The following is a 24,285-nucleotide window of genomic DNA, read 5'->3' on the forward strand; positions in this document are numbered from 1 at the left end:
AAGGCCAAACAGTCTGCGCCTGGTGGGCGGGTGATGCAAGTTGCTCGCGTCCCCAAGGTGTGGATGAGCGCGCCGAGATAAAAAAGCCCGGGTCAATGACCCGGGCTCTTCACTGCGGTGCGCCTCAGGAGAAGCAGATCTGCAGCACGTAGAAGATGGCGATGGCCAGGATGGCACCCGCAGGCAATGTGATGACCCAGGAGACCACTATGTTGCGCAGCACGCCCAGGTTCAGGGCCGCGATACCGCGCGCCAGACCCACGCCCATGACAGCACCGACCAGAGTCTGGGTGGTGGAGATGGGCAGACCGGTACCGGAGGCGATCACCACGGTGGCGGCGGTGGCCAGCTGGGCGGCGAAGCCACGGCTCGGGGTCAGGTGGGTGATGCCGGTGCCGACGGTCGCCATCACCTTCTCGCCCATGGTGGCCAGACCGATCACGATGCCGATGCCGCCGAGTGGCAGGATCCACCAGGCGATGTGGGAGCTGCCGCCGATCTCGCCGCCGGCCGCCACGATGGAGGCGACCGCGGAGAGCGGACCGATGGCGTTGGCCACGTCGTTGGAGCCGTGGGCAAAGGCCATGGCACAGGCGGTGATGATCATCAGGATGCCGAATACCTTCTCCACGTTGGCGAAGTGCATCTTGCTGTCATCCTGCGGGTTGTACTGCTGGCCGCGAATGTAGATCCAGCCGGCAAAGGCCACCGCGATGGAGATGGCAACGGAGAGCAGGATACCCTCGCCATCGCTCAGGTGCAGACCGACGTGGGTCAGCCCCTTCTTGATGGTGACCAGGCAGATCACCAGCGCGGTCAGGAACATGTAGAAGGGGACGTAGCGCTTGGCGTTGTTGAGGGGATCATCGGTGTTGAAGATGAGCTTCTGCACGCTGATGAACATGAAGTAGGCGATGACGCCGGAGATGGCCGGAGTGACCACCCAGGAGCCGACGATGCCGCCGAACTTGCTCCACTGCACCGCTTCCGGGCCCACGCTCACCACGGCGAAGCCGACGATGGCGCCGATGATGGAGTGGGTGGTGGAGACGGGCCAGCCGAAGTAGGAGGCCAGGATCAACCAGGCGCCGGCGGCCAGCAGGGAGGCGATCATGCCGAGCACCAGCAGATCCGGGGTGGCGGCAAAGGCGTTGCTGTCAATGATGCCGTTGCGGATGGTGGCGGTGACTTCACCACCGGCCAGATAGGCACCAGCAAATTCAAAGATCATGGCGATGATGATCGCCTGACGGATGGTCAGGGATTTGGTGCCGACCGACGTGCCCATGGCGTTGGCCACGTCATTCGCACCAATGCCCCAGGCCATCAAAAAGCCGAACAAGGCCGCCACGAGCACCAGAGTGGTGCCGTAATTCGCGATAATGTCCATTCAGTGTTTTACCCAGTCAGTCGATTACGAACGAGCCAGCATCAGTTCCAGACGGGCGCCTACACGCTCGGCCTGATCTGCCAGGTCACCTACCCATTCGAGGATCTTGTAGAGGAACATAACGTCGATCGGATTGTATTTCTGCTCAACGGCTTGCAGCTGTTGGCGCAGCCCGATCTGCATGGTGTCAGTATCGTCCTCGATAAGATCCAGCTGGTGGATCATCTCGGCAACCATTTCAACTTCACGTCCTTTAAAGCCGGTTTCGAGCAGCTCATCGAGTTCTCCGATGGCTTTCTCGGCTTGGGCGGTCGCATCGATACAGCGTTTGAGATAGGCCATGAAATCGGCCCGCATCTCGGAGGGGAATTCCATTTTGCGGCCAAGCATGCGGCCGGAAATATCCTTGGCACGGTTGGCGATCTTGTCCTGCTGGGTCAGCAGTTCGAGCAGGTCGGTACGGGCGACCGGCAGGAACAGACCACGGGGCAGCTTCAGACGGATTTCACGCTTGAGGATGTCCGCTTCTTTCTCCAGCTGGGCAATCTGCTGCCGGATCTTCTCGGCATCTTCCCAACGGTCTTCGGCAACGGCATCAAAGAAGGGAACCAACTGCTGGGAGCACTGGTGAACCTTGACGATATGCTTCTGGAGCGGCTTGATGGGGGACTTGGCAAAAAGCCCCAAAATAGTATTTACTGGCATGGCCAAACCTGTGTCGGTGAAAAAACACTCGATACGATTTTATGAGGGGCGCATGGTAACCGAACTGCGCCATCAATAAAACCGTGAATTAATCCTGATGTATCGCAGGCATTATATCCTCGCGCTTAGCATCACGCCCCCCAAAGTTGCCTGCCAGCCCGGAATGACTATGCAAACTGAGATCGAGATAAAGTTTTTTGTCTCCCGAGATATTCGACAGCCTTTTTTCAACTTTCTGAATTCACTGGAAATTATATCCAGCTCCCAAGCCGAGCTCGGCAATGTCTATTTTGATACGCCCGCGCTGGATTTACGCCGACTCGAAATGGGATTGCGAATTCGTCGCAGCGATGATTTTGCCGAACAGACGATTAAATGTCGGGGTCAGGTGGTGGGCGGATTGCATGCCAGACCCGAATACAATGCCCCCGTCGAGGGCGATCTGCCTGCCTTGGCCGCCTTCCCCGATGCGATCTGGCCAAGCCTGGCGGTGCGCGACGGGATCCAGGGCGAACTGGTGGCCCAGTTTCGCACCGACTTTCTGCGTCGCCACTGGCTGATCGCCTTCGAGGGGGCCGAAATCGAGCTGGCCTGGGATCAGGGGGAGATTGTCGGCGTGCTCGGCAAGAGCCCCATCGACGAGCTGGAGCTGGAGCTCAAATCTGGCGAGGCGAGCGCCCTGTTTGGCTTGGCTGAGCAGCTGGCTGGGCTGGGTGGCCTGCGCCTCGGGGCTCAGTCCAAGGCCCAGCGCGGGTATCGGCTGGCGGGGCTTGGCAAGCCGCTGGCCCTGCAATCCCTGCCCGCGGCTACCGAGCTGAGTGCTGTAGCACGCATCACCCTGGGTCTGCAGCACTGGCAGCACCATGAACAGTACTGGCTGGAGCAGACGGACGCCGCGCAGCAGATGCTGGCGTTGCAGCAGCTGCGCCTGGGGATGGACCTGATTGCCGAGGCTGCCGGCAGGTTGCTGGCAGCGGACTGGCTTGACGGCCTAACCCGGTTCGGGCAGCGGCTGGCCTTGGTCGCCGGGCAGGCCGACTGGCAGCAGGCGTTGCCGGCGCTGTTTCTGCAGGCCGATTACGTGGTCCTGCAGCTGGCCATCGCCGCCTGGCTGCATCGGCAAGGGTGATCAGCCGAGCGGTGTCGCGCCTGCAATGCAAAAAAGGTGAGCCTGGCTCACCTTTTTCTTTGGTTGGCGATGGGCGCGTCGCCGGCAGGCAATCGAGGCCAGATCAGACCTGGGTGTAGACCAGCCCGGTGCTGCGCACCACGTCTTCCCCCTGACAGCGCTGTTCCAGTGCACTGGTGTCGCAGGGCTGGCCGTTGTGTTCGATGCAGAATTCGAAGCGGGTGCGGGATTTGACCGGACTGTGCTGCGGGTTGGCGGCGGTGGCCTGCCATTGCCACTGCTGCAGCACGGCGATGGCGGCATCGCTGAACTGTGGGTCGCTGCTCTCCAGCACCCGGATCTGCTCGGCCCGCCCTGCCGGGCTGATCACGTACTCGAGGGAGCTGCAGCCGGTCTGCTCCGCCAGTATGGCCTCTCTGGGGTAGCGGGACTCCATGCGGGTGAGCGGGCTCCACTGGGCGTTCACTTCCTTCAGATCGCTTAAGGGGAGGGAGGTCAGGTGGACTGTGTGGCTCTGCTGGCTGCAGCCGGTCAATGCGCACAGGGCGCCCAGCAAAAGAGTGGCTTTCATGTTCGCTTCCCTTCGTTATTGGTATTGCAGGCGGGCCGGGGCCCACCGCTCGGCAGGGCCATTAATAAAATATTCAGCCACGAATGAAAACCCTTTACCGGCAACAGGCCAGAAAAAACCGCCTTTCGGCGGCTTTCTGCTCTGATTGGCTCAGTAGTAACCCGCATCCTCCGGGTTGGGCCTGGTCTTGAAGCGGCGGTGCAGCCACATGTACTGCTCCGGCGCCTTGCGCACGGCCGCCTCGATCTCGCGGTTGGCTCGGGCTGCATCGGCCAGGTCGTCACCGCTTGGATAGTCGGCGAGCGGCGCCCCGATATGCAGGGTGTAACCCTCGCTGGTGCGGATGTTGTAGCAGGGCAGGGTGACGGTGTTTTTCACCCGCGCCAGGGTGGCGGTGCCTGTGATGGTGGCGGCCTGTTCTACCGCGAAGTAGGGTACGAACACGCTGGCATGGCTGCCGTAGTCGTGATCCGGAGCGTACCAGAGCGCATCGCCGTTGCGCAGCGCCTTGATCATCCCCTTCACGTCCATCCGGTCAACCAGGTATTTGTTGGAGGCGCAGCGGCCGTGATACTGGGCATACTCCAGCACCGGATTGGTGTTGGGGCGATAGACGCCGACCCCGGGCCGCACCAGGCCGAAACAGCGGGCGTTGAGCTCCAGCGTCAGGAAGTGGCAGGAGAGCAGCAGCATGCCCTGACCCTTCTCCATGGCGGCGATGACGTGCTCTTCCCCTTCCACCTTCATCAGGTTGCGCATCCGCCAGTCTGGCCAGAACCAGGCCATGCCCACTTCGAAGATGGCGCAGCCCACGCTCTCGAAGTTCTGCTTGAGCAGCGTTTCGCGCTGATCCCGACTCAACTCGGGCATCGCCAGCTCCAGATTGCGGCGGGCAACCTTGACGCGGGATTTCAAAACCTTGCGGGCCAGGTTGCCGAGCTGGCGACCCAGCCACATCTGGCTGCGCCAGGGCAGCAGCACCAGCAGCCAGAGCAGGCTGAGGCCGAACCAGCTGGCCCAGTAACGGGGATGAAACAGGCGGGGTTCTAGACGGGGAGCATTGTCGTGGGCCATGAAAAGTCTCTTGTTCGCAATCGCCATGGGCAGGGAAGACCCGGCCGGATAAGGGGAGGCGATAAAGGCACGTGGATATCCAGAGCGGATCGTTTTACTCGCAATCGGGGGATTCTAGCCGAAAAGCGGGTCCGGGTGCGAATGGCCTCTGCCCTGGTCAGCGCTGAAAAGCACCAAGCGGCGCCCTCGCGCTTTTTTCACACCCAATAAAAGAGTGTGATAAAATCGGCGGCTGATTTTTCAGGTTTTGAGAGTCGATACAGATGAAGATCACCCTGCCCGAGTTTGAAAAAGCCCGCGTTCTGGTCGTTGGCGATGTCATGTTGGACCGTTATTGGCATGGCCCCACCGGCCGGATCTCGCCCGAGGCACCGGTGCCCGTGGTCAAGGTCGAACACATTGAGGAGCGCCCGGGTGGCGCGGCCAACGTGGCGCTCAACTCCGCCGCGCTGGGCGCCCACGCCGTGCTGCTGGGTCTGACCGGTCAGGATGAGGCCGCCGATGCCCTGGCTGGCCAGATGGCCGGCGTCAAGGTCGCCTGTGACTTCGTTCGTCTGGCCGACTACCCGACCATCACCAAGCTGCGCGTGCTGTCGCGCAACCAGCAGCTGCTGCGTCTGGACTTTGAAGAGGCCTTCCACGATGTGGACTCCACCCTGCTGATGGGCAAGGTCGAGCAGGCACTGCCGCACAGCGACGTGATGATCCTCTCCGACTACGGCAAGGGCGCCCTCAACGACGTGCCCGGCATGATCCAGCGTGCCCGCGCCGCCGGCATCCCTGTGCTGGTCGATCCCAAGGGAACCGATTTCGAGAAGTACCGTGGTGCCACCCTGCTGACCCCCAACATGTCCGAGTTCGAGGCTGTGGTGGGCAAGGTGAAGAGCGAAGAGGTGCTGGTTGCCAAGGGGCTGGAGCTGGTCAAGCGCTTCGAGCTGGAGGCCCTGCTGGTCACCCGTTCCGAAAACGGCATGACCCTGATCCGCGAAGGCCAGCCCGAGCTGCATCTGCCGGCCCAGGCCCACGAGGTGTATGACGTGACCGGTGCCGGTGATACCGTCATCTCCACCCTGGCCACCTCGCTGGCCGCCGGCAAGAGCCTGGACGAGGCCTGTGCCCTGGCCAACACCGCCGCCGGCATCGTGGTCGGCAAGCTGGGGACCTCCACCGTCAGCCCGGTGGAGCTGGCCAATGCGCTCTATACCGAGCAGGAGACTGGTTTTGGCGTCATGTCCGAAGCCCAGCTCAAGATTGCCGTGCAGGCCGCCCGCCTGCGTGGCGAGAAGGTGGTGATGACCAACGGCTGTTTCGACATTCTGCACGCCGGTCACGTCTCCTACCTGGCCAATGCCGGCAAGCTGGGGGATCGCCTGATCGTGGCGGTCAACACCGACGAGTCGGTGCGCCGCCTCAAGGGGCCGGGTCGTCCGGTCAATCCGACCGAGCGCCGGATGGCCGTGCTGGCCGCGCTGGGTGCCGTGGACTGGGTAGTGCCCTTCTCCGAGGATACCCCGCAGCGACTGATCGCCGAGGTGCTGCCGGACCTGCTGGTCAAGGGCGGCGACTACAAGCCGGAAGAGATTGCCGGCTACGCCGAAGTGACTGCCAACGGCGGCGAGGTGCGGGTCCTCAACTTCGAGGATGGCTGCTCCACCACCGACATCATCAAGACCATCCGCGAACGCGGATAAGCGAAAACCCGGCCTTGGCCGGGTTTTTTTATGCTCTGCGGCGGGAGCTGGACGGCGATTCGAACTCGCCACTCCCTGCAGGCTACAGATGAAAAAGGCGACTCTGGGGTCGCCTTTTTGCTGCCATCAATAGGCTCAGGATTTGCTCTTGGCCTGGCTGGCGGGCATCAGCCCTTGGTTCACGTCTTCCAGATCCTTTTGTTCCAGCGTGCCGGCGGCCTGCTTGAGGGAGAGGATGCTCAGGATGTAGTTGTAGCGGGCCTCGGAGAGCTTCTGCTTGGCCTGGTACAGCTTGCGGGTGGAGTCCAGCACATCGACTATGGTGCGGGTGCCGACCTCGTAGCCCGCTTCGGTCGCCTTCAGGGCGCTGTCGGCGGAGATGACGGACTGGCCGTAGGCGCGGACCGAGCCGATGCTGGCGTTCACGTTGTTGTAGGAGGAGCGCACCGTGCTCTGCACGTTGCGGAAGCTGCGCTCCAGCTGCTCGCTGGCGGCCACGTAGTTGAACTGGGACTGCTTGACCTGGGAGGTGGTCGCCCCGCCGGTGTAGAGCGGCAGCTTGAAGTTCAGACCTATGTTGGCCTGATTGGCGTTGCTCTCCGGGTTGCGGATCTCGTCCTTGTAGTCGCTGTAGGTGCTGGAGAGGCCGGCGCCCAGATCCAGGGTCGGCTCATGACCGGTCTTGGCCAGATCGATCTGCTCCTTGGCGATATCCTTGCCGATGCGGGCGCTGTGCAGTTGCAGGTTCTTGTCCAGCGCCAGCTCCAGCCACTTGTCGGAGTTGAACGGAGTCTTCTGCGGGCTGAAGCGATCTGTGTTGAGCACGTCCAGTTGACGGTGATCGATACCGGTCAGCTCGCGCAGGCTCTCGTAGCTGTTGTCCAGGGTGTTCTCGGCGTTGATCTCGTCCGCCAGCGCCTGGTCGCGCTCGGCCTCGGCCTCGTGCACGTCGGTGATGGCGGTCAGGCCCACTTCGAAGCGCTGCTGGGTCTGTTCCAGCTGACGTTCCACCGCGGCCTTGTTGGCGCGCACGAATTCCAGGGTATCCATCGCCTTGAGCACGTTGAAATAGGCCTGGGCGGTACGCAGCATCAGGTTCTGGATCTCGAGGTTGTAGGCCACGTCGGACTGGGTGGCGCTCTTCTCGGTCAGGCTCAGGTTGACCCAGTTGCTGCGGCGGTAGATGGATTGATCCAGCGACAGGGAACCGGTGGCGTTGCTGTTGGTCTGGGTGTCACCCTTGTTCTGCAGGTAGTTCAGCCCGGCACCCAGGTTGATCTGCGGCAAGAGGGCGGCGCGGGACTCGTTGATCTTCTCGAAGGCCTGGTCGCGTTTGGCTTTGGATTCCAGCAGCTGGGTATCCTTGATCTGGGCCTGTTGGTAGATATCGAGCAGGTTTTCGGCATGGGCGCCGGCGCTGACGCCCAACAACACCATGGCTGACAAGAGTGTTCTTTTCATAGATCGTTTTAACCTTATGTATTAACCCAAAGCTGTCGCTGGATGAAGGAGGGTATTGTCATTGAGCAAGCTTGATTTCAGCTTAATCACTCTACTATAAGCAAAATTTTATGCTAACTGTCTCTTTTCCAGCGACAGGAACGTCAAGGACGAGGGTGAGTTTTCTCCCCCTCGCGCCTAGCCAAATGCCCTGTGGCTGCTAAAATCCATCCCTCTTCTCCGACGGGAGCGAGTGAATGAATGTTCATTCATGTTCCCGGATTTTATGGTCTAACCGAGCCAAGTCAAGCTGGTGGGAGTCTCGTATGTCGCAGCAAGCCTTGCCCCAAACCCGTCACTACTCTGCCGATGACGTAAAAATCATCGATAAATCATCGGGATATAACGGCTTCTTCAAGGTGAACATCTATCGTCTGCAGCACAAGTTGTTTGCGGGAGGCTGGAACGAGCCCATCGTCCGCGAGCTGTTCGAGCGCGGCCATGCCGCCGCCCTGTTGCCTTACGACCCGGTGCGAGACCAGATCGTGCTGGTGGAGCAGTTTCGCATCGGCGCCATCGAGACCAGTGCCACCCCCTGGCTGCTGGAACTGGTGGCCGGCATCATAGATGAAGGGGAGACCGCCGAGGCCGTGGTGCGGCGCGAAGCGGTGGAAGAGGCGGGCATCGAGGTCGGCCGCTGCGAGCACGCCATCAGCTATCTGGTGAGCCCGGGCGGCAGCACCGAACGGATCGAGGTCTACGTGGGCGAAGTAGATGCCAGCCAGGCCGAGGGGATCCACGGTCTGGCGGAAGAGGGGGAAGACATCCGGGTTCACGTGGTGAGCCGCGAGCAGGCCTATGCCTGGCTCAAAGAGGGGCGCATCGACAACGCCGCTTCCGTCATCGCCCTGCAGTGGCTGGCCCTCAACCACGGCGAGCTGCGCGCCCGCTGGCTGGCGGAGCGCTGAGGTGGCGCTCGTTCATACCCAGGCCAAGCGCTATGTGCCTGATTTGATGTCCTTGCAGCGTACCTGCGAGGTGAACTACATGACCCTGATGAAGCTGCTGCCCCCGGGCGGCACTGTGGGGGCGGAACGCCGTTATCAGGTAGGCAACGGCCTGCAGTTCCAGCTCACGGTGAGCGAGGAGAGCCGCTTCACCAGCCAGGTGATCCTGGCCCAGCACAACCCGGAATTGCCGAGTTATTTGCAGGCCCGGATAGAGATTCGTTTGTACCATGATGTGCGGATGGCGGAAGTGTGTGCGGCGCAACAGATTTCAAGGTTGCAACCACGTTATGATTATCCCAATAAAAATATGCACCAGCGGGATGAAAAGGAGCAGGTAAACCTGTTTCTGGCCGATTGGCTAAAATTTTGTCTCAGACATGGTACCAGCCTGATAAACATCCTCTAGTTGAACTCATAAAAAGAAGCGTGATTTTGGAAACAGAGCTACCCCAGGCGCAGGACGGCAGTGTGCGCCTGTTGCAAATTACCGACACCCACCTCTTCGCGAGTGCCGAGGGGCGGCTATTGGCCGTGCGCACTGCCGAGAGCCTGGCTGCCGTGCTGGAACGGGTGCAGGCCAATGACCATCCGTTCGATCTGATCCTCGCCACCGGGGATCTCTCCCAGGATCACAGTCCGGAGTCCTACCAGCGCTTCGCCTCCATGGTGGCGCCGCTGGCGCGCCCCATCTACTGGCTGCCCGGCAACCACGACGATGGCCCTCTGATGACCGAATACCTGCACGCGGCCGGCATCAGCGAGGCCAAGCAGCTGGTAGGCGAGCACTGGCAGGTGATCCTGCTGGATACCCAGGTGCGCGGCAAACCTCACGGGGTGCTGGGGGATCACCAGCTGGCGGCGCTGGATCAGGCGCTGCGCCAGCATCCCGAGCGTCATGCCCTGATCGCCCTGCACCATCAGGCGGTGCCGGTGGGCTGTGCCTGGCTCGATCAGCACAATCTCAAGAATGCCGACGACCTGTTTGCCGTGCTGGCCCGCCACCCGCAGCAGAAGACCATACTGTTCGGCCACGTCCACCAGGAGTTTGACGAGGTGCACCGCGGGGTGCGGCTGATCGCCAGCCCCTCCACCTGCATCCAGTTCAAACCGCTCTCTGATGGCTTCGCGCTGGACGAGTCCGGCCCGGGCTGGCGCTACCTCACCCTCTACCCGGATGGCCGCATCGCCAGCCAGGTGTGGCGCCTGCCGGTGGGGCAGTTCGTGCCCGACCCCGATGCCACCGGCTATTGAGGAGTCGCGATGAAGCCCGTACTCCTCTACCTGCACGGTTTCAACTCCTCGCCCGGTTCTGCCAAGGCGCAGCAAATGGCGGCCTGGGTGGCCGAGCACAGACCCGATATCGAGGTGGTGATCCCGGCCCAGCCCAACACCCCGGCGGCGGCCTGGGCGGCCATCGAGCAGACCATTGCCGATCTGCAGAGCCGTTATGGCAACGCATTCAAACTTGGCGCCGTGGGCAGCTCCCTCGGCGGCTTTATGGCGACCCGGGTCAGCGAGCGATATGGCTGCCACGCCGCCCTGATCAACCCGGCGGTGCGCCCGCACGAGCTGCTCTGCGACTACCTCGGCCCCCAGACCAATCCCTACACGGGGGAGCAGTATCTACTGCTGCCTGAACACATGGATGAGCTGCGGGCGCTGGCGGTAGCGGTGAGGACCCCCGAGCGGCTCTGGGTACTGCAACAGCAGGAAGACGAGGTGCTCGACTACCGCAAGGCGCTGGACGAATACCGTTTTGCCCGCCTCTCGCTGGAGTGCGGTGGCGACCACGCCTTCGTGGCATTCGAGCGCTACCCCGCCCAGATCGTCCGTTTCCTCGGGCTTTAATAATGCAACCACCGTTGGCCGCCTTTCTGGAACAGGTGCTGGCCACGGCGCAGGCGGGCCTCACTTACTCCAAGGATCCCTTCGATATCGGCCGCTTCGAGGCGCTGCGCGCCGCCACGGTGGCGCTCATCGCCAGCCAGAGCGAGCTGGCACCTGAAGCCATCGACGACTGGATCGCCCTCGACAGCGGTTATCCTACCCCCAAGCTCGATGTGCGGGCCTTCATTCAGAACGATGCGGGCCATATCCTGCTGGTGCAGGAGCGCAGCGATGGCTGCTGGACGCTGCCGGGGGGTTGGTGCGACATCGGTGACTCGCCGGCGGGGGCCGTGGTGCGCGAAGTGGTGGAGGAGACCGGCCTGGCGTGTCGGGCCGTGCAGCTGCTGGCGCTGTTCGACAAGCTCAAACACCCCCATCCACCTCAGCTGCCCCACGCTCACAAGGCGTTCTTCCTGTGCGAGGTGACCGGCGGCCAGCTGCTGGACGAAACCGATGAAACCAAAGGGGCGGGGTTCTTTCCCATCGACGACTTGCCCCCGCTCTCTCGCCATCGGGTTGTGGAATCCCAGCTGCGCACCCTGTACGACCATCTTTCACAGGGGCGGCGGGATACCCTGTTTGATTGATTGGCTCGGAACCTGAACCCGTCTGCAAGGAGGCAGCATGATCAAGCGCATCGGCAATACCCCCATTCAAGAGAAACACAAGGCCAGCTGCCATTGCGGCGCCGTGGTGCTGGAGTTGACCCTGCCGGACGGCGTGGTGGATCCACGCCGCTGCGACTGCTCGCTCTGCCGGCGGCGGGGAGCCATCGTCGCCTCGGTGCCGCTCTCCGGCATCCGCATCCTGCAGGGGGAGGAAGTGCTTAGCTGCTACCAGTTCAATACCCGCACCGCCAAACACTACTTCTGCAGCGTCTGCGGCATTTACACCCACCATCAGCGCCGCTCCAATCCGGCCCAGTATGGTTACAACCTCGCCTGCCTTGAAGGGGTCAATCCATTCGAGCTGGGCGAGGTGCCGCTGCTCGACGGCATCAACCATCCGGCGGATCGGCTGGTCTGACCGGCAGGGTCTCATCTGCTTCTGTAGCACCCTGCGGGGCTGTGATAGTCTTGCCAGACCCGCCGCAGGGCGGGTCGTGAGTCTGCATTATCTCGCTTGCCAACAGGGAGCCCGCTTGTGACAACTTCAGCTCTGCCGGATCTGATCCTGGGGGCCTCTCTCTACTTTCCACCCCTGTTCAAGGCGGTCCTGCTCGGTCTGCTGGGCTGGCTGCCGGTGCACCACCTGCTGCGTGACTGGCTCTACGGCGGGGATGTCTGGCATCCCCTGCTGATGGATCTCTCCCTGTTTATCCTCGCCGTCAGCGGCGCCCTATGGATATTGCTACATGGCTAAATCACCCCTCGCGACCCTCAAATACTTCTCCACCCTGCTGGTCTGCGCGCTGGCGCTGGCGGCGGGCTGGTGGCTGTGGAACTACTACATGCAGGGGCCCTGGACCCGGGATGGCAAGGTGCGGGCCGAGCTGGTCAGCGTCACCCCCGAGGTGTCGGGCAAGATCATCAAGATAGCGGTGAAGGACAACCAGCTGGTGAAGGCGGGGGAGGAGATCTTTACCCTGGATCCCGAGCCCTACCGGATCGCGCTGGACAACGCCCAGGCGGCGCTGGCCAAGGCCAAATCGGATCTCGACAAGGCGGAGCACGAGGCGAGCCGGCGCAGCGGCCTGTCGCGCAGCGTCATCTCCGCCGAGGCGGTGGATGAGGCCCGCCTCAACGCCCAGGCGATGAAGGCGGCCTACCAGGTGGCTCAGGCCAATCTGGAGCAGGCCAGATGGTCGCTGGCCAAGACCCGGGTGCATGCCGCGAGCGACGGTTACATCACCAACCTGCAGACCCGGGTCGGCAACTATGCCAGCGCCGGCGTGCCACTGGTGGCGTTGGTGGACATCCACTCCTTCTACGTGCAGGGCTACTTCGAGGAGACCAAGCTCAGACACATAGCGCCGGGCAAACCGGCCGAGGTGGTGCTCTACAGCGGGGAGCAGCGGCTGCGTGGCGAGGTGGAGAGCATAGGGCGCGCCATCCACGATCAGAGCGTGGAGGGGGCCGACAACCTGCTGCTGGACGTCAAGCCCAATGTGCCCTGGGTGCGGCTGGCCCAGCGGGTGCCGGTGCGGATCAAGCTGCTTGAGGTGCCGCCCGGGCTGACGCTGATTGCAGGCACCACCTGCACCATCACCATAGGGGAGTAAGGTGGCCGCCTCGCTCTGGCGCCAGACCCCCTGGGGCAAGGCCAATGGCGGCCAGTGGCGCTACGCCCTGCGCAACAGCCTGGCCATGTGCCTGTCGCTCTGGCTGGCCTTCGTGCTGGAGCTGGACTCCCCCTACTGGGCGATGACCTCAGCCGCCGTGGTGAGCTTTCCCACCGTGGGCGGGGTCATCAGCAAGAGTCTGGGGCGGGTGGTGGGCAGCCTCATCGGTGCCATGGCGGCGGTGGTGATCACCGGCCTGGGCATCAGCGATCCCTGGCTGTTCAGCTTCCTCATCGCGCTCTGGCTGGCGCTCTGTACCTACATCTCCAACCACCATCAAAACAACGTCTCCTACGCCTTTGCGCTGGCGGGCTACACCGCCGCCATCATCGCCTTCTCCTGCGTCAACGTGACCGACCCGCAGCATATCTTCGACATCGCCCAGGCTCGGGTGAGCGAGGTGATCGTCGGCATCCTCTGCGGCGGCCTGCTGATGATGATCCTGCCCAGCACCTCCGATGGCGAGACCCTGCTGCAGTCGCTGCAAAAGACCCAGGCCCGCCTGCTGGAGCATGCCCAGCTGCTCTGGTTGGGGGAGGCGAGCCCGGAGGTGCGCACCGCCCACGAGGGGCTGATCGGCCAGATCCTCACCATGAACGTGCTGCGCATCCAGGCGGTCTGGAGTCACCACCGGCTGCGCCGCCACAACAAGCTGCTCAACTTCCTGCTGCACCGCCAACTGCGGCTCATCAGCCTCATCTCCAGCCAGCGCCGCATGCTGCACAACTGGCCGGCGCAACCGGAAGGGTTGCAGGCGTTGCTGGAACGATTGCTGGCCGAGCTGGGCCAGCCCGGCTGTGACAAGTACCGCATCGCCCGGCTGCTGGCCCCGCTGGCGCCGACGGTGGCCAGCGACTACCGGCTGCACACCTTCTGGCAGCGGCTGCGCCACTTCTGCTGGAGCTATCTGGAGTGCCAGCGCTGGCTGGATCGGCTGGCCCGTTACGACGATCAGGAGTGGCCGGCGCCGCCGCGCCACTCCTCGCTCACCAGCCACACCGACACGCTGGAGGCGGCCTACAACGGCGGGCGCACTTTCCTCTGCGTGCTGCTGGGCTGCGCCTTCTGGATCCACAGCCAGTGGGATGCGGGCAGCTCGGCGCTGACCCTGCTCTCCATCTGCTGCGTGCTCTACTCGGCCACCCCGGCGCCCGCCAAGGGGGCCAACACCATGCTCAAGGCGATCCTGCTGCTGAGCCTCATCTGCTTCGCGGTCAAGTTTGGCCTGATGATCCGCCTCGACGACTTCTGGCTCTTCTGCGCCCTGCTGCTGCCCGTGCTCATCACCATGCAGCTGTTCAAGCAACAACAGCCCAGGCAGGCGGTGCTGTGGGGCCAGCTCATCGTGCTGCTCGGCTCCTTTCTCGCCATCACCAATCCGCCGAGTTACGACTACCTGCAGTACATCAACGGCAGCCTGGGACAGGCGCTGGGGGTGATGAGTGCCGGACTGGCGTTCCAGCTGCTGCGACCGAGCTCGGATCGGCGTAAGAGCCGCCGCCTCATCCGCTCCCTGCGCCGCCACTTCATGGATCAGCTGGCGCCGGCCCCGCGCCAGAGCGAGAGCCAGTTCGAATCGCGCATCTACCACTGCATCAGCCAGCTCAGCCAGAGCCAGGATCAGACCGCCCGCCTCTGGGTGCTGCGCTGGGGCGTGGTGCTGCTCAATTGCAGCCACATCGTCTGGCAGCTGCGCCAGTGGCGCGGCGAGGATCAGCCTCTCTATCTGGTGCGCGACAACTGCATCCGCTCTCTGCAGGGGATCCTCACCGAGCAGGGGGTGCAGCATGCCTCCCTGGATCGCACCCTGGCCGAGCTGCAGCGGATCAGCGCGGCCCTGGCCAACCACAGGGAGCCGACGGCGCGGGAGCTGGCCGGCATGGTGTGGCGGCTGCACAGTTCGCTCTCCCAGTTGCAGCAGGCGCTGCCGGTGGCGGCCGAGGCACGCTGAACGGGCCGGCGGGGCGACTTACCCCGTCCGGATCAAGCTTTGCCGCCGCCGGGTTTGTCCAATACCCTCCCAACGAGTAAGATTCTCCCCAAACGTCAATTCGCAAGGCCCTCCATGTCTACTCAATACAATGCGGATGCCATTGAGGTCCTCAATGGCCTTGAACCGGTGCGTCGCCGCCCCGGCATGTATACCGACACCACCCGGCCCAACCACCTCGGCCAGGAGGTCATCGACAACAGCGTCGACGAGGCGCTGGCGGGTCACGCCCGTACCCTGGAGGTGACCCTGTATGAAGATCAGTCTCTCGAGGTGATCGACGACGGCCGCGGCATGCCGGTCGACATCCACCCGGAGGAAGGGGTGTGCGGGGTGGAGCTGATCCTCTGCAAGCTGCACGCGGGCGGTAAGTTCTCCAACAAGAACTACCAGTTCTCCGGCGGTCTGCACGGGGTGGGCATCTCGGTAGTAAACGCCCTCTCCGAGCGGGTCGAGGTGACGGTGCGCCGCGACGGCCAGGTCTACGACATCGCCTTCGAGAAGGGCGAGAAGGTGCAGGAGCTGACCATCACCGGCACCTGCGGGCGCCGCAACACCGGCACCCGGGTGCGCTTCTGGCCGGAAGCCCACTACTTTGATTCGCCCCGTTTCTCGGTCTCCAAGCTGGAGCACCTGCTCAAGGCCAAGGCGGTGCTCTGCCCGGGCCTCACCATCAAGTTCCTCGACAAGAACACCGGCATCAAGCTGGAGTGGTGCTATGAAGACGGCCTCAAGGATTACCTGGTCGACGCGGTCAAGCAGTTCACCTGCCTGCCGGAGCAGCCCTTCGTCGGCGCCTTCAGCACCGAGCAGTCGGCGGTGGACTGGGCCCTGTGCTGGCTGCCGGAAGGGGGCGAATGCCTCGCCGAATCCTATGTGAACCTGATCCCCACCGCCCAGGGTGGTACCCACGTCAACGGTCTGCGCCAGGGGCTGCTCGACGCCATGCGCGAGTTCTGCGAGTTCCGCAACCTGTTGCCGCGCGGTGTCAAGCTCACTCCGGAAGATATCTGGGATCGCTGCGCCTACATCCTCTCCATCAAGATGCAGGATCCGCAGTTTGCCGGTCAGACCAAGGAGCGGCTCTCCTCGCGCCAGAGTTCGGCGTTTGTCTCCGGCGTGGTGAAGGATGCCTTCAGCCTCTATCTGAACAGCAACACCGAGCTGGCCGAACAGCTGGCCGAGCTCTGCATCTCCAGCGCCCAGCGCCGAATGCGCGCCGCCAAGACGGTGGTGCGCAAGAAGATAACCCAGGGTCCGGCCCTGCCCGGCAAGCTCACCGACTGCGGCTGCGCCGACCCCATGCAGGGGGAGCTGTTCCTGGTGGAGGGGGACTCCGCGGGCGGCAGTGCCAAGCAGGCACGGGATCGGGAGTTTCAGGCCATCATGCCGCTGCGCGGCAAGATCCTGAACACCTGGGAGGTGGAGGCCGGTCAGGTACTCGCCTCGCAAGAAGTGCACGACATCTCGGTGGCCATCGGGCTCGACCCGGACTCCGACGATCTCTCCGGCCTGCGCTACGGCAAGGTGTGCATCCTCGCGGATGCGGACTCGGACGGTCTGCACATCGCCACCCTGCTCTGCGCCCTGTTTGTGAAGCACTTCCGCGCCTTGGTGGAGAAGGGCCACGTCTATGTCGCCATGCCGCCCCTCTACCGGATCGATATCGGCAAGGAGGTCTACTACGCCCTCGACGAGGACGAGAAGAACGGCGTGCTGCAGCGGGTCGAAGCCGAGAAGAAGAAGGGCAAGGTGATGGTGACCCGATTCAAGGGGCTGGGTGAGATGAACCCCAAGCAGCTGCGGGAAACCACCATGGATCCCAACACCCGCCGCCTGGTGCAACTCACCATGGGCGAGGCCGGGGAGGAGGGGGACGAGACCCTGCAACTGATGGACATGCTGCTGGCTAAGAAGCGTGCCGGTGATCGCCGTGAATGGTTGGAAGAGAAGGGCAACCTGGCGATCATCTAGGTCAGCCCACTCTCGCCATCATCCAAGCCATCGGCTGGCCCGGACAGGGCCAGCAAGCATTTAGCCGGAGTCGCCCTGTGGCGGCTCCCGAACCGAAAGAGATAATCACATGAGTGATGCTATCGAGCTCAGTCTGGACGGGGTAGAGCGCCAGCCAATGCGCACCTTTACCGAACAGGCTTACTTGAACTACTCCATGTACGTCATCATGGATCGGGCCCTGCCGCATATCGGCGACGGCCTTAAGCCCGTGCAGCGGCGCATCATCTACGCCATGAGCGAGCTGGGTCTGTCGGCCCTCTCCAAGCACAAGAAATCCGCCCGCACCGTGGGTGATGTGCTGGGTAAGTACCACCCCCACGGCGACATCGCCTGTTATGAAGCCATGGTGCTGATGGCCCAGCCCTTCTCCTACCGCTACCCGCTGGTGGACGGTCAGGGCAACTGGGGTGCGCCGGACGATCCCAAATCCTTTGCCGCCATGCGTTATACCGAGGCGCGCCTGTCGCGCTTCTCCGAGCTGCTGCTCTCCGAGCTCGGCCAGGGCACGGTGGAGTGGATACCCAACTTCGACGGCACCATGAAAGAGCCGGTGGTGCTGCCCGCCCGTTTGCCGCACATCCTGCTCAACGGGGTGACCGGTATCGCGGTGGGGATGGCGACCGATATCCCGCCCCACAATGCGCGGGAAGTGGCCCACGCCTGCGTGGAACTGCTGGACAACCCCAATGCCGGCCTGGATGCGCTGATGGCCCATGTGCAGGGGCCGGACTACCCGACCAATGCCGAGATCATCACGCCGCGCGACGACATCCGCAAAATCTACGAGACCGGCAAGGGCTCCATCAAGCAGCGGGCGGTGTGGAGCGAAGAGGATGGCGACATCGTCATCACGGCGCTGCCCCATCAGGCCTCAGGCGCCAAGATCATGGAGCAGATTGCCGCTCAGATGGTGGCCAAGAAGCTGCCCATGGTCACCGATCTGCGCGATGAATCTGACCACGAGAACCCGACCCGTCTGGTGATAGTGCCGCGCTCCAACCGGGTGGACGTGGAGGGGCTGATGGCCCACCTGTTCGCCACCACGGATCTGGAGAAGAACTACCGGGTCAACCTCAACATCCTAGGTCTGGACAACCGTCCCCAGGTGAAAGATCTCAAGACCATCCTCACCGAGTGGCTGAGTTTCCGCCGCGAGACGGTGCGCCGCCGCCTGCAGTATCGCCTCGACAAGGTGCTGGCCCGCCTGCACATCCTCGAAGGTTTGCTCATTGCCTATCTCAACATCGACGAGGTGATCGAGATCATCCGCACCGAGGAAGAGCCGGGCCGGGTGATGATGGAGCGTTTCAACATCACCGAGACCCAGGCGGAGGCGATCCTCGAGCTCAAACTGCGCCACCTGGCCAAGCTCGAAGAGTTCAAGCTGCGCGCCGAACAGAACGAACTGGCGGAAGAGCGCGACAAGCTGGAACTGATCCTGGGTTCCGAGCGCCGTCTCAGCACCCTTCTGAAAAAAGAGATCCTGGCGGATGCCGAGAAGTACGGCGACGATCGCCGCACCCCGCTGGTGGAGCGCGCCACCGCCGTGGCCCTGACCGAGAAGGAGCTCACCCCGAGCGAGCCGGTCACCGTGATCCTCTCTGACAAGGGCTGGGTGCGCGCCGCCAAGGGCCACGACGTGGATGTGGAAGGCCTCTCCTACAAGGCGGGGGACAACTATCTCGCCCACGCCCATGGCCGCAGCAACCAGCAGGCGGTGTTCCTCTCCACCCTGGGGAGAACCTACTCGCTGGAGGCCCATACCCTGCCGTCGGCCCGCAGTCAGGGCGAGCCGCTCACCGGCCGCTTCGCGCTGGGCGCTGGCGAAGAGGTGCGTCATCTGGTGATGGGCAACGAGGGCGAACCGTATCTGATCTGTTCCGACGCCGGTTACGGCTTCGTCTGCAAATACGACGACCTCATTGGCAAGAACAAGAACGGCAAGGCGCTGCTCACCGTGCCGGAAGGGGGCATCGTCATGGCGCCCCAGAGGATAGGCGCGCCGGAGACCGATCTCTGCATGGCCATCTCCAACGAAGGGCGCATGTTGCTGTTCCCGCTGAGCACATTGCCGGTGCTCGGCAAGGGCAAGGGCAACAAGCTGATAAGTATTCCCTCGGCGCGTGTGAAGGCGCGGGAGGAGTTTGTGGTGATGGCCGCCGTTATCCCGCAGGGCCAGTCGGTGACCCTGTTTGCCGGCAAGCGCAAGCTGACCCTCAAGCCCTCTGATCTTGACTACTACCGCGGCGAGCGCGGTCGCCGCGGCGCCAAGCTGCCCCGCGGCTTGCAGCGAGTCGATCGCATCGAGATTGAAACTGTCGCCGGCGCCGAACCGGCTGCCGGGGAAAATCAGGAAGGGTAGTCAACGGATCTATACAAGATGGGAGCGAATTATTCGCTCCCATTTTTTTGTGAAAAATGACTCCTCATGGGGATAGTGGTAGCGTGTCGTCCCTGTGTCGATTGGATCAGAAAGGATATCTGATGAGGCTTCTTTTTCGTTATTTTTTACTTTGTGCAATATGTACGTGTAGTGCCTTGCCATCCTTCGTCGCATCGGCTGAATATACAGGGTTTAAGCGTCTTATAGTGACTGATCCTGTAGGTAGAAAGCCTATGGATGCCGTATATTTCTATCCCGGTGTGGCCGCAGAAAAGACACCAAGTACGATAGGCCCTTATCAAATAGCGGCACAAAAGGCGCTGAATATAATACCAGGGCGCTATCCAGTCATAGTGATCTCACATGGTAACGCCGGTAGTTTATGGAGTCATCATGACCTTGCCACGACTCTGGCTCGGCAGGGAAATATTGTTATCACCCTCACACACCCTGGTGACAACTACAAGGATCAGACTGGGGCTGGGGCCATTAGCTCCTGGTATGGTCGTCCATTACAAATATCTGCCGTCATTACTGCTGCGACCAATGATGTTGAACTAGCCAAATATATTGATAAAGATAAAATAGCGTTTATTGGTTTCTCTGCCGGTGGAGCAACAGGATTGTTGTTGAGAGGAGGGGATATTGATGCAGGGCGCTATGAGAGTTATTGTCGTAAATATGACACGAACGCCATATGTTCAAGCAAAGGGGTGATAATAAATGATCATCCTGGTCTAGTTGTGCACCCCGATTCTAGGATAAAGGCATGGGTTTTCATGGCTCCGGTGAGTATGGCATTCGCTCCCGGCTCACTCAGAAGAGTGATTGCCCCTACCCTTATTTTTACTGGTGATCAGGATGAAGAGCTTTCTTGGAAAGAAAATGCCAGGGAGCTAGCCACCACGTTGGCTGCAGAAAAAGAATTTCAGGTAATACACAATGCCGGTCATTTTGTTTTTCTCTCTCCATGCTCTGCTCAATTAAATAAACTGGCACAAGCTATTTGTAATGATGCACCAGGAGTAAACAGAGACGATATACACACGGTAATTAACGGTAGAATTTCTGAATTTCTCAGCAGAGCGTGGCTTAAAGTGAAAGAGCCGCGGGTCTGATGGCGAAGAGTCATCAGACGAACGCGAAAACAGGTTGCCGCTATTCAGTTGGTTCTCCAGCCGGTCTCTTCTCTATGTCCATAGCTACTGAGATTGCGGTGCGGACGATTACGCTTCGCTAATCGACCCTACGCGCTCCTGCTTGATTTAACGCTCTACTAGTTGTCGATGGCTTGCTCCCCCTCATCCCCGACCCTTCTCCCGCAAGGGGAGAAGGGAGCCCAGACCGCAGCATTTTTGGAATGCGTGACATCTATGGCTACAGGTTGGCAGGCGCTGGTTCCCTCTCCCTTTGGGAGAGGGTCAGGGTGAGGGGCGCAGGTTGGATTAGTGAAGCATGCTTGAGTGATAGAATCTGGTTGGTTCACCATTTTGGTGTCTCGAAAAGTCAGCCTGGTGAGACGTTACCGATTTTAGCTACTGATAACTCATGATGTTTTGCCGTATAAAATCAATAAATACGCGCGTCTTAGCCGGTAGATATTGGCGGTTTGCATAAACAGCAAACAACTGCAATGGGGCGGCGGGTAACTCAAGTTCAATTTCGACCAAGCTGCCATCATCAATAAATGCTTGGCAAGAGACCTTGGCCAGAATGGCAAACCCGACCCCGGCTATTGCTGCCTTTAGCGCCAGTTCACCACTATTGACCCGATAGTGTTCATTGACCTGAACGGTGGAAAATTCAGCGTCGGGACGAGCGAACTGCCAAGGCATGCCTTTCAGGGCGCTCACCGTGGTGATGCAGGGGAGATCCTTTAGCTGGGCCGTGTGGTTGGGAAGCCCGCATCGCTGAATAAGAGCAGGGGAACCAACCACGGTACAGGGAATGGTGGTCAGATGGCTGGCGATATAATCGCTGTCATCCAGCTTTCCTCTGTGAATGATGACGGCTATATCCAGATCTTCCCTTAATGTCTCAAATCCTGACAGGTTGGTAATACAGCTGATCTTTATTTCTGGATGCTGGCAGGCAAAGTCCGCTATCGCAGTACCAAGCAGTCTGGGGCCGGCTTCATTGGGAATGCACAGGCGCAGTGGCCCTTTCAGCTGGATCTGCTGTGATGTCAATTCAGCCTCGGTTTGCTCCAGTGATTCCAGCAAGGGTTTTACTCGGGAATAGAGCAGCTGGCCCGCCTGGGTGAGTTTCATATGCCGAGTACTGCGTTCAATAAGCTGGAGTGACAGTCTCTCTTCTAGCTGAGCAATACTCCTGCTGATGTTTGAGGTAGGTATTTCAAGGGTCTTGGATGCGCCGACAAAACTGCCCTGTTCAACCACGGCAATAAATATCCTTGATGAGGTAAAGTCCAGGCCGGTGCGCATTTATTGTCCCTGATATGATAACAGTCTGTGCCATTCTAAAGGATAAAAATAGAGGATGGTAGGGGGTATGCTGTCTGCCTCCAAATATTGAGCGCGAACACTATGACATCAGAAAAAAACAAATCAGGTAATAAACCTCATTCTAACGGTGCAGTTATGGATATGGGGTGTGTCTGGCTGGCCGCCTTTATCCAATTGGTGAGTGCTTTGGACTTTATGATGATTATGCCACTTGGGCCTGATTTATCTTGTGCGCTAGATATCAGCCCAACCTATATAGGATATTTGGGGGGAGGGTATGCACTGGCCGCCGCATTATCATCCTTATTATGTGCCAGATATATTGATCGATTTGATAGAAAACAGGTGGCATTGCTCTCATTGCTGGGGGTCACCCTGTCCACCTGGGCATGCGCGCTGGCGTGGAATATGGAAAGCCTGTTCTTTACCCGTTTGCTGGCCGGCATATTTGCCGGTCCGGCAACGTCGATAGCGATGGCGATCGTCGTGGATGCGACGCCAGTACCACAACGTGGTCGAGCGATGGCGATAGTGATGGGGGCTTTCTCGTTGTCTGCCATTGCCGGTGTCCCCCTGGGGCTGGAGCTGGCCATGTTGAAAGGGTGGAGCGCCCCTTTTTATGCCGTTGGCGGATTGGGCTTGTGCGCCAGCGTGCTGGTATTTATGCGGCTGCCGAATATGACTGCTCACCTGGGGCGAGAGCAGAAGGTCTTTTCAATCACGGGGATGTTGAAACGCGCCGTGGTGTGGCATGCATTCATGGCAATCGGGTTGGCCATTTTCAGTACCTTCCTGATTGCCCCGAACATGGCCACCTATTTCCAGTTCAACCTCGGTGTGCCTCGCGGCGACATGAGTCAGTACTATGTCATGGGCGGCGTGGTCAGCGTACTTGCGATGCAGTTGGGGGGCTATTGGATGGACCGGGTTGGCCCAATGCACGTCACCATGTGGCTGGGAGGATTGATTATCGCCATTGTCTGGGATGGTTTCCTGGGTTCCCCCTTGTTGCCGACCATTGTTGTTTTTACCTTGTTCATGGTGGTGACGTCGACACGGACGATTACCGCTGCGGCGGTGACTAGCCAGGTTGCAGAGCCCGGGGAACGAGCAGGGTTCATGTCATTGCAGAATGTCTTCCAGCATATATTCAGCGGTTCGGCCGCCGTCGTCTCTTCGATGCTGTTGACCGATGTCGATGGTCACCTGGGCAATATGGCTACCCTGGCCTGGCTGGTGATAGCGCTGACGCTGGTGCAGCCCATATTTCTCCATCGGCTGCTGAAACGGGTATGTGTGGTGACCGATTAGCGTCATGTTTTATTCATGACGAGGCAGTAGGCCGCCGGTTTGATTGGCGAGGTATGAAGATTTCCAGTGAGTGCAATGCGTCGCGCTTGCTGCCCCTTTCGGTAATATAAGACGGCCATAAAAGGTGGCGGACTGTCCGCCACCTTTGAGGGTTGTTAGCGCAGGCTCAGCAGCTCGTAGATGACGGGATTATCGGCGCACTGTCCTGCGCCGCACTCCAGTACGGTAGAGATCAGGTTTGCCGCAATCAGCAAGACAAACAGCAGGGAGGCCATACGCCCCCAGCGCGCCAGATCCAGCTTGGGCAGTGCAATAGCGAGCCCGTCCCGCACCATCAATATCAGGGCGACGGCCAATATGATCAGCAGAGCGCTGATCAGCGACCAGCTATAAAAGTGCAGCCCGAGAAAGGTGGAACCATAGCCGGGATCGCCGGGCAGAATATGCAGCAGCACCTGCCGGGCGCCGATCATGGCGGTGGTCAGCGCGCCGACAATCACTATGCCGTAGTGGGCCCCTTTTGCGCCAAATTGCAGGTTGAACATAAAGCCGAAACCGGCGACCACAAGGCCGACCCGCTGCAATAAACACAAGGGGCAGGGCAGTTCGGCCAGATAGAGCTGGTAATAGAAGGCCACGATCAGGGTCAGGCAGATGCCGGCCAGCCCCAACGTATCGAGCAGTTGTGGCAGGTCACTCTTCGCGGCTGTTGAGGAGGTCGAAAGGCTCATGGCGGGCTCCTAGAACGAGAGGGTGAGCGGGTCGGTCACATGGTGCATAAAGGAGAGCAAGGTCACTACCAGCAACAGGGCCCAGAGCAGATAGGAGGCACCGCGCTTGTTCATCAAGATGCTGATCCCCGTTATCAGTGCCAGCAAAAAGGGCAAAAACATATACATCTCATATCTCCTTATCGTGGTGAGCCGGGCTCACAAAGCCTTG

The 24,285-nt window shown here is 60.9% G+C and carries 23 protein-coding genes; 15 read left to right on the forward strand and 8 right to left on the reverse strand.

The genetic code is table 11. The features are described from left to right. Nucleotides 1–124: 124 nt before the first annotated feature. Nucleotides 125–1,390, reverse strand: coding sequence for an inorganic phosphate transporter (locus ACB033_RS11510; protein ID WP_005305360.1), 1,266 nt, complete (start codon nt 1,388–1,390; stop codon nt 125–127). 24 nt (nt 1,391–1,414) lie between these two features. Further along, complete coding sequence (locus tag ACB033_RS11515) at nt 1,415–2,095, reverse strand: TIGR00153 family protein (RefSeq protein ID WP_005305357.1); 681 nt, start codon at nt 2,093–2,095, stop codon at nt 1,415–1,417. Between the two features lie 169 nt (nt 2,096–2,264). Between ACB033_RS11515 and ACB033_RS11520 the strand changes: the two genes are divergently transcribed. Beyond that, complete coding sequence (locus ACB033_RS11520) at nt 2,265–3,224, forward strand: inorganic triphosphatase (RefSeq protein ID WP_371140522.1); 960 nt, start codon at nt 2,265–2,267, stop codon at nt 3,222–3,224. Nucleotides 3,225–3,327: 103 nt separating this feature from the next. On the opposite strand, the gene ACB033_RS11525 is transcribed toward ACB033_RS11520, so the two are convergent. Both ACB033_RS11525 and lpxL read right to left on the reverse strand, forming a co-directional pair. Next, complete coding sequence (locus ACB033_RS11525) at nt 3,328–3,795, reverse strand: energy transducer TonB (RefSeq protein WP_005305352.1); 468 nt, start codon at nt 3,793–3,795, stop codon at nt 3,328–3,330. 150 nt (nt 3,796–3,945) lie between these two features. Then, nucleotides 3,946–4,869 carry an LpxL/LpxP family Kdo(2)-lipid IV(A) lauroyl/palmitoleoyl acyltransferase gene (gene lpxL, locus ACB033_RS11530; RefSeq protein WP_005305350.1) on the reverse strand — a complete coding sequence of 308 codons (924 nt, stop codon included), beginning with the start codon at nt 4,867–4,869 and terminating at the stop codon, nt 3,946–3,948. 263 nt (nt 4,870–5,132) lie between these two features. Between lpxL and hldE the strand changes: the two genes are divergently transcribed. Next, nucleotides 5,133–6,560, forward strand: coding sequence for a bifunctional D-glycero-beta-D-manno-heptose-7-phosphate kinase/D-glycero-beta-D-manno-heptose 1-phosphate adenylyltransferase HldE (gene hldE, locus ACB033_RS11535; protein WP_371140523.1), 1,428 nt, complete (start codon nt 5,133–5,135; stop codon nt 6,558–6,560). Between the two features lie 135 nt (nt 6,561–6,695). Here the strand turns inward: hldE and tolC are convergent, their stop codons facing one another. Further along, on the reverse strand, nt 6,696–8,021 hold the full coding sequence (gene tolC, locus ACB033_RS11540) for an outer membrane channel protein TolC (RefSeq protein WP_026139169.1): 1,326 nt from the start codon (nt 8,019–8,021) through the stop codon (nt 6,696–6,698). A gap of 305 nt (nt 8,022–8,326) precedes the next feature. On the opposite strand from tolC, the gene nudF reads away from it, so the two are divergent. The 12 genes from nudF (at nt 8,327) to ACB033_RS11600 (ending at nt 20,685) form a co-directional block, all read left to right on the forward strand. Continuing rightward, on the forward strand, nt 8,327–8,968 hold the full coding sequence (nudF, locus tag ACB033_RS11545) for an ADP-ribose diphosphatase (protein ID WP_026139168.1): 642 nt from the start codon (nt 8,327–8,329) through the stop codon (nt 8,966–8,968). 46 nt (nt 8,969–9,014) lie between these two features. Then, complete coding sequence (locus ACB033_RS11550) at nt 9,015–9,416, forward strand: DUF1249 domain-containing protein (RefSeq protein WP_236660533.1); 402 nt, start codon at nt 9,015–9,017, stop codon at nt 9,414–9,416. A gap of 26 nt (nt 9,417–9,442) precedes the next feature. Further along, entirely contained in the window at nt 9,443–10,261 is an 819-nt protein-coding gene (gene cpdA / locus ACB033_RS11555) for a 3',5'-cyclic-AMP phosphodiesterase (RefSeq protein WP_126880572.1), read from the forward strand. A 9-nt stretch (nt 10,262–10,270) separates the two neighbouring features. Then, nucleotides 10,271–10,858, forward strand: a complete 588-nt coding sequence (locus tag ACB033_RS11560; protein WP_258118969.1) for a YqiA/YcfP family alpha/beta fold hydrolase — start codon at nt 10,271–10,273, stop codon at nt 10,856–10,858. A gap of 2 nt (nt 10,859–10,860) precedes the next feature. Beyond that, nucleotides 10,861–11,484, forward strand: coding sequence for an NUDIX hydrolase (locus ACB033_RS11565; RefSeq protein ID WP_126880570.1), 624 nt, complete (start codon nt 10,861–10,863; stop codon nt 11,482–11,484). A gap of 37 nt (nt 11,485–11,521) precedes the next feature. Next, nucleotides 11,522–11,923, forward strand: coding sequence for a GFA family protein (locus ACB033_RS11570; RefSeq protein ID WP_054543528.1), 402 nt, complete (start codon nt 11,522–11,524; stop codon nt 11,921–11,923). A 117-nt stretch (nt 11,924–12,040) separates the two neighbouring features. Continuing rightward, nucleotides 12,041–12,259 (forward strand): DUF1656 domain-containing protein, encoded by a 219-nt coding sequence (locus ACB033_RS11575; RefSeq protein WP_005305321.1) that lies wholly within the window; start codon nt 12,041–12,043, stop codon nt 12,257–12,259. After that, nucleotides 12,252–13,118 (forward strand): efflux RND transporter periplasmic adaptor subunit, encoded by an 867-nt coding sequence (locus tag ACB033_RS11580; RefSeq protein ID WP_371140524.1) that lies wholly within the window; start codon nt 12,252–12,254, stop codon nt 13,116–13,118. The genes ACB033_RS11575 and ACB033_RS11580 overlap by 8 nt, the downstream gene beginning before the upstream one ends. 1 nt (nt 13,119) lies before the next feature. Then, nucleotides 13,120–15,129 carry an FUSC family protein gene (locus ACB033_RS11585; protein WP_371140525.1) on the forward strand — a complete coding sequence of 670 codons (2,010 nt, stop codon included), beginning with the start codon at nt 13,120–13,122 and terminating at the stop codon, nt 15,127–15,129. Between the two features lie 114 nt (nt 15,130–15,243). Next, complete coding sequence (gene parE, locus ACB033_RS11590) at nt 15,244–17,142, forward strand: DNA topoisomerase IV subunit B (RefSeq protein WP_017782516.1); 1,899 nt, start codon at nt 15,244–15,246, stop codon at nt 17,140–17,142. A gap of 109 nt (nt 17,143–17,251) precedes the next feature. Then, nucleotides 17,252–19,546 (forward strand): DNA topoisomerase IV subunit A, encoded by a 2,295-nt coding sequence (gene parC / locus ACB033_RS11595; RefSeq protein WP_371140526.1) that lies wholly within the window; start codon nt 17,252–17,254, stop codon nt 19,544–19,546. A 122-nt stretch (nt 19,547–19,668) separates the two neighbouring features. After that, nucleotides 19,669–20,685 (forward strand): dienelactone hydrolase, encoded by a 1,017-nt coding sequence (locus ACB033_RS11600; protein ID WP_241658658.1) that lies wholly within the window; start codon nt 19,669–19,671, stop codon nt 20,683–20,685. A 417-nt stretch (nt 20,686–21,102) separates the two neighbouring features. Here ACB033_RS11600 and ACB033_RS11605 read toward each other — a convergent pair whose 3' ends face one another. Continuing rightward, nucleotides 21,103–22,011, reverse strand: coding sequence for a LysR family transcriptional regulator (locus tag ACB033_RS11605; RefSeq protein WP_268037553.1), 909 nt, complete (start codon nt 22,009–22,011; stop codon nt 21,103–21,105). 87 nt (nt 22,012–22,098) lie between these two features. Here ACB033_RS11605 and ACB033_RS11610 point away from each other — a divergent pair, with 87 nt between their 5' ends. Next, the gene (locus ACB033_RS11610; RefSeq protein WP_371140527.1) at nt 22,099–23,343 is read left to right on the forward strand and encodes an MFS transporter; all 1,245 of its coding nucleotides are present in this window, start codon (nt 22,099–22,101) and stop codon (nt 23,341–23,343) included. A gap of 155 nt (nt 23,344–23,498) precedes the next feature. Here the strand turns inward: ACB033_RS11610 and ACB033_RS11615 are convergent, their stop codons facing one another. Next, the gene (locus ACB033_RS11615; protein ID WP_216973431.1) at nt 23,499–24,074 is read right to left on the reverse strand and encodes a disulfide bond formation protein B; all 576 of its coding nucleotides are present in this window, start codon (nt 24,072–24,074) and stop codon (nt 23,499–23,501) included. Between the two features lie 9 nt (nt 24,075–24,083). Beyond that, nucleotides 24,084–24,242 (reverse strand): DUF5993 family protein, encoded by a 159-nt coding sequence (locus ACB033_RS11620; RefSeq protein WP_010636050.1) that lies wholly within the window; start codon nt 24,240–24,242, stop codon nt 24,084–24,086. Nucleotides 24,243–24,285 lie beyond the last annotated feature (43 nt).

It is taken from the genome of Aeromonas sp. S15(2024) (genome assembly GCF_041402265.1).
Classification (GTDB): domain Bacteria; phylum Pseudomonadota; class Gammaproteobacteria; order Enterobacterales; family Aeromonadaceae; genus Aeromonas; species Aeromonas dhakensis.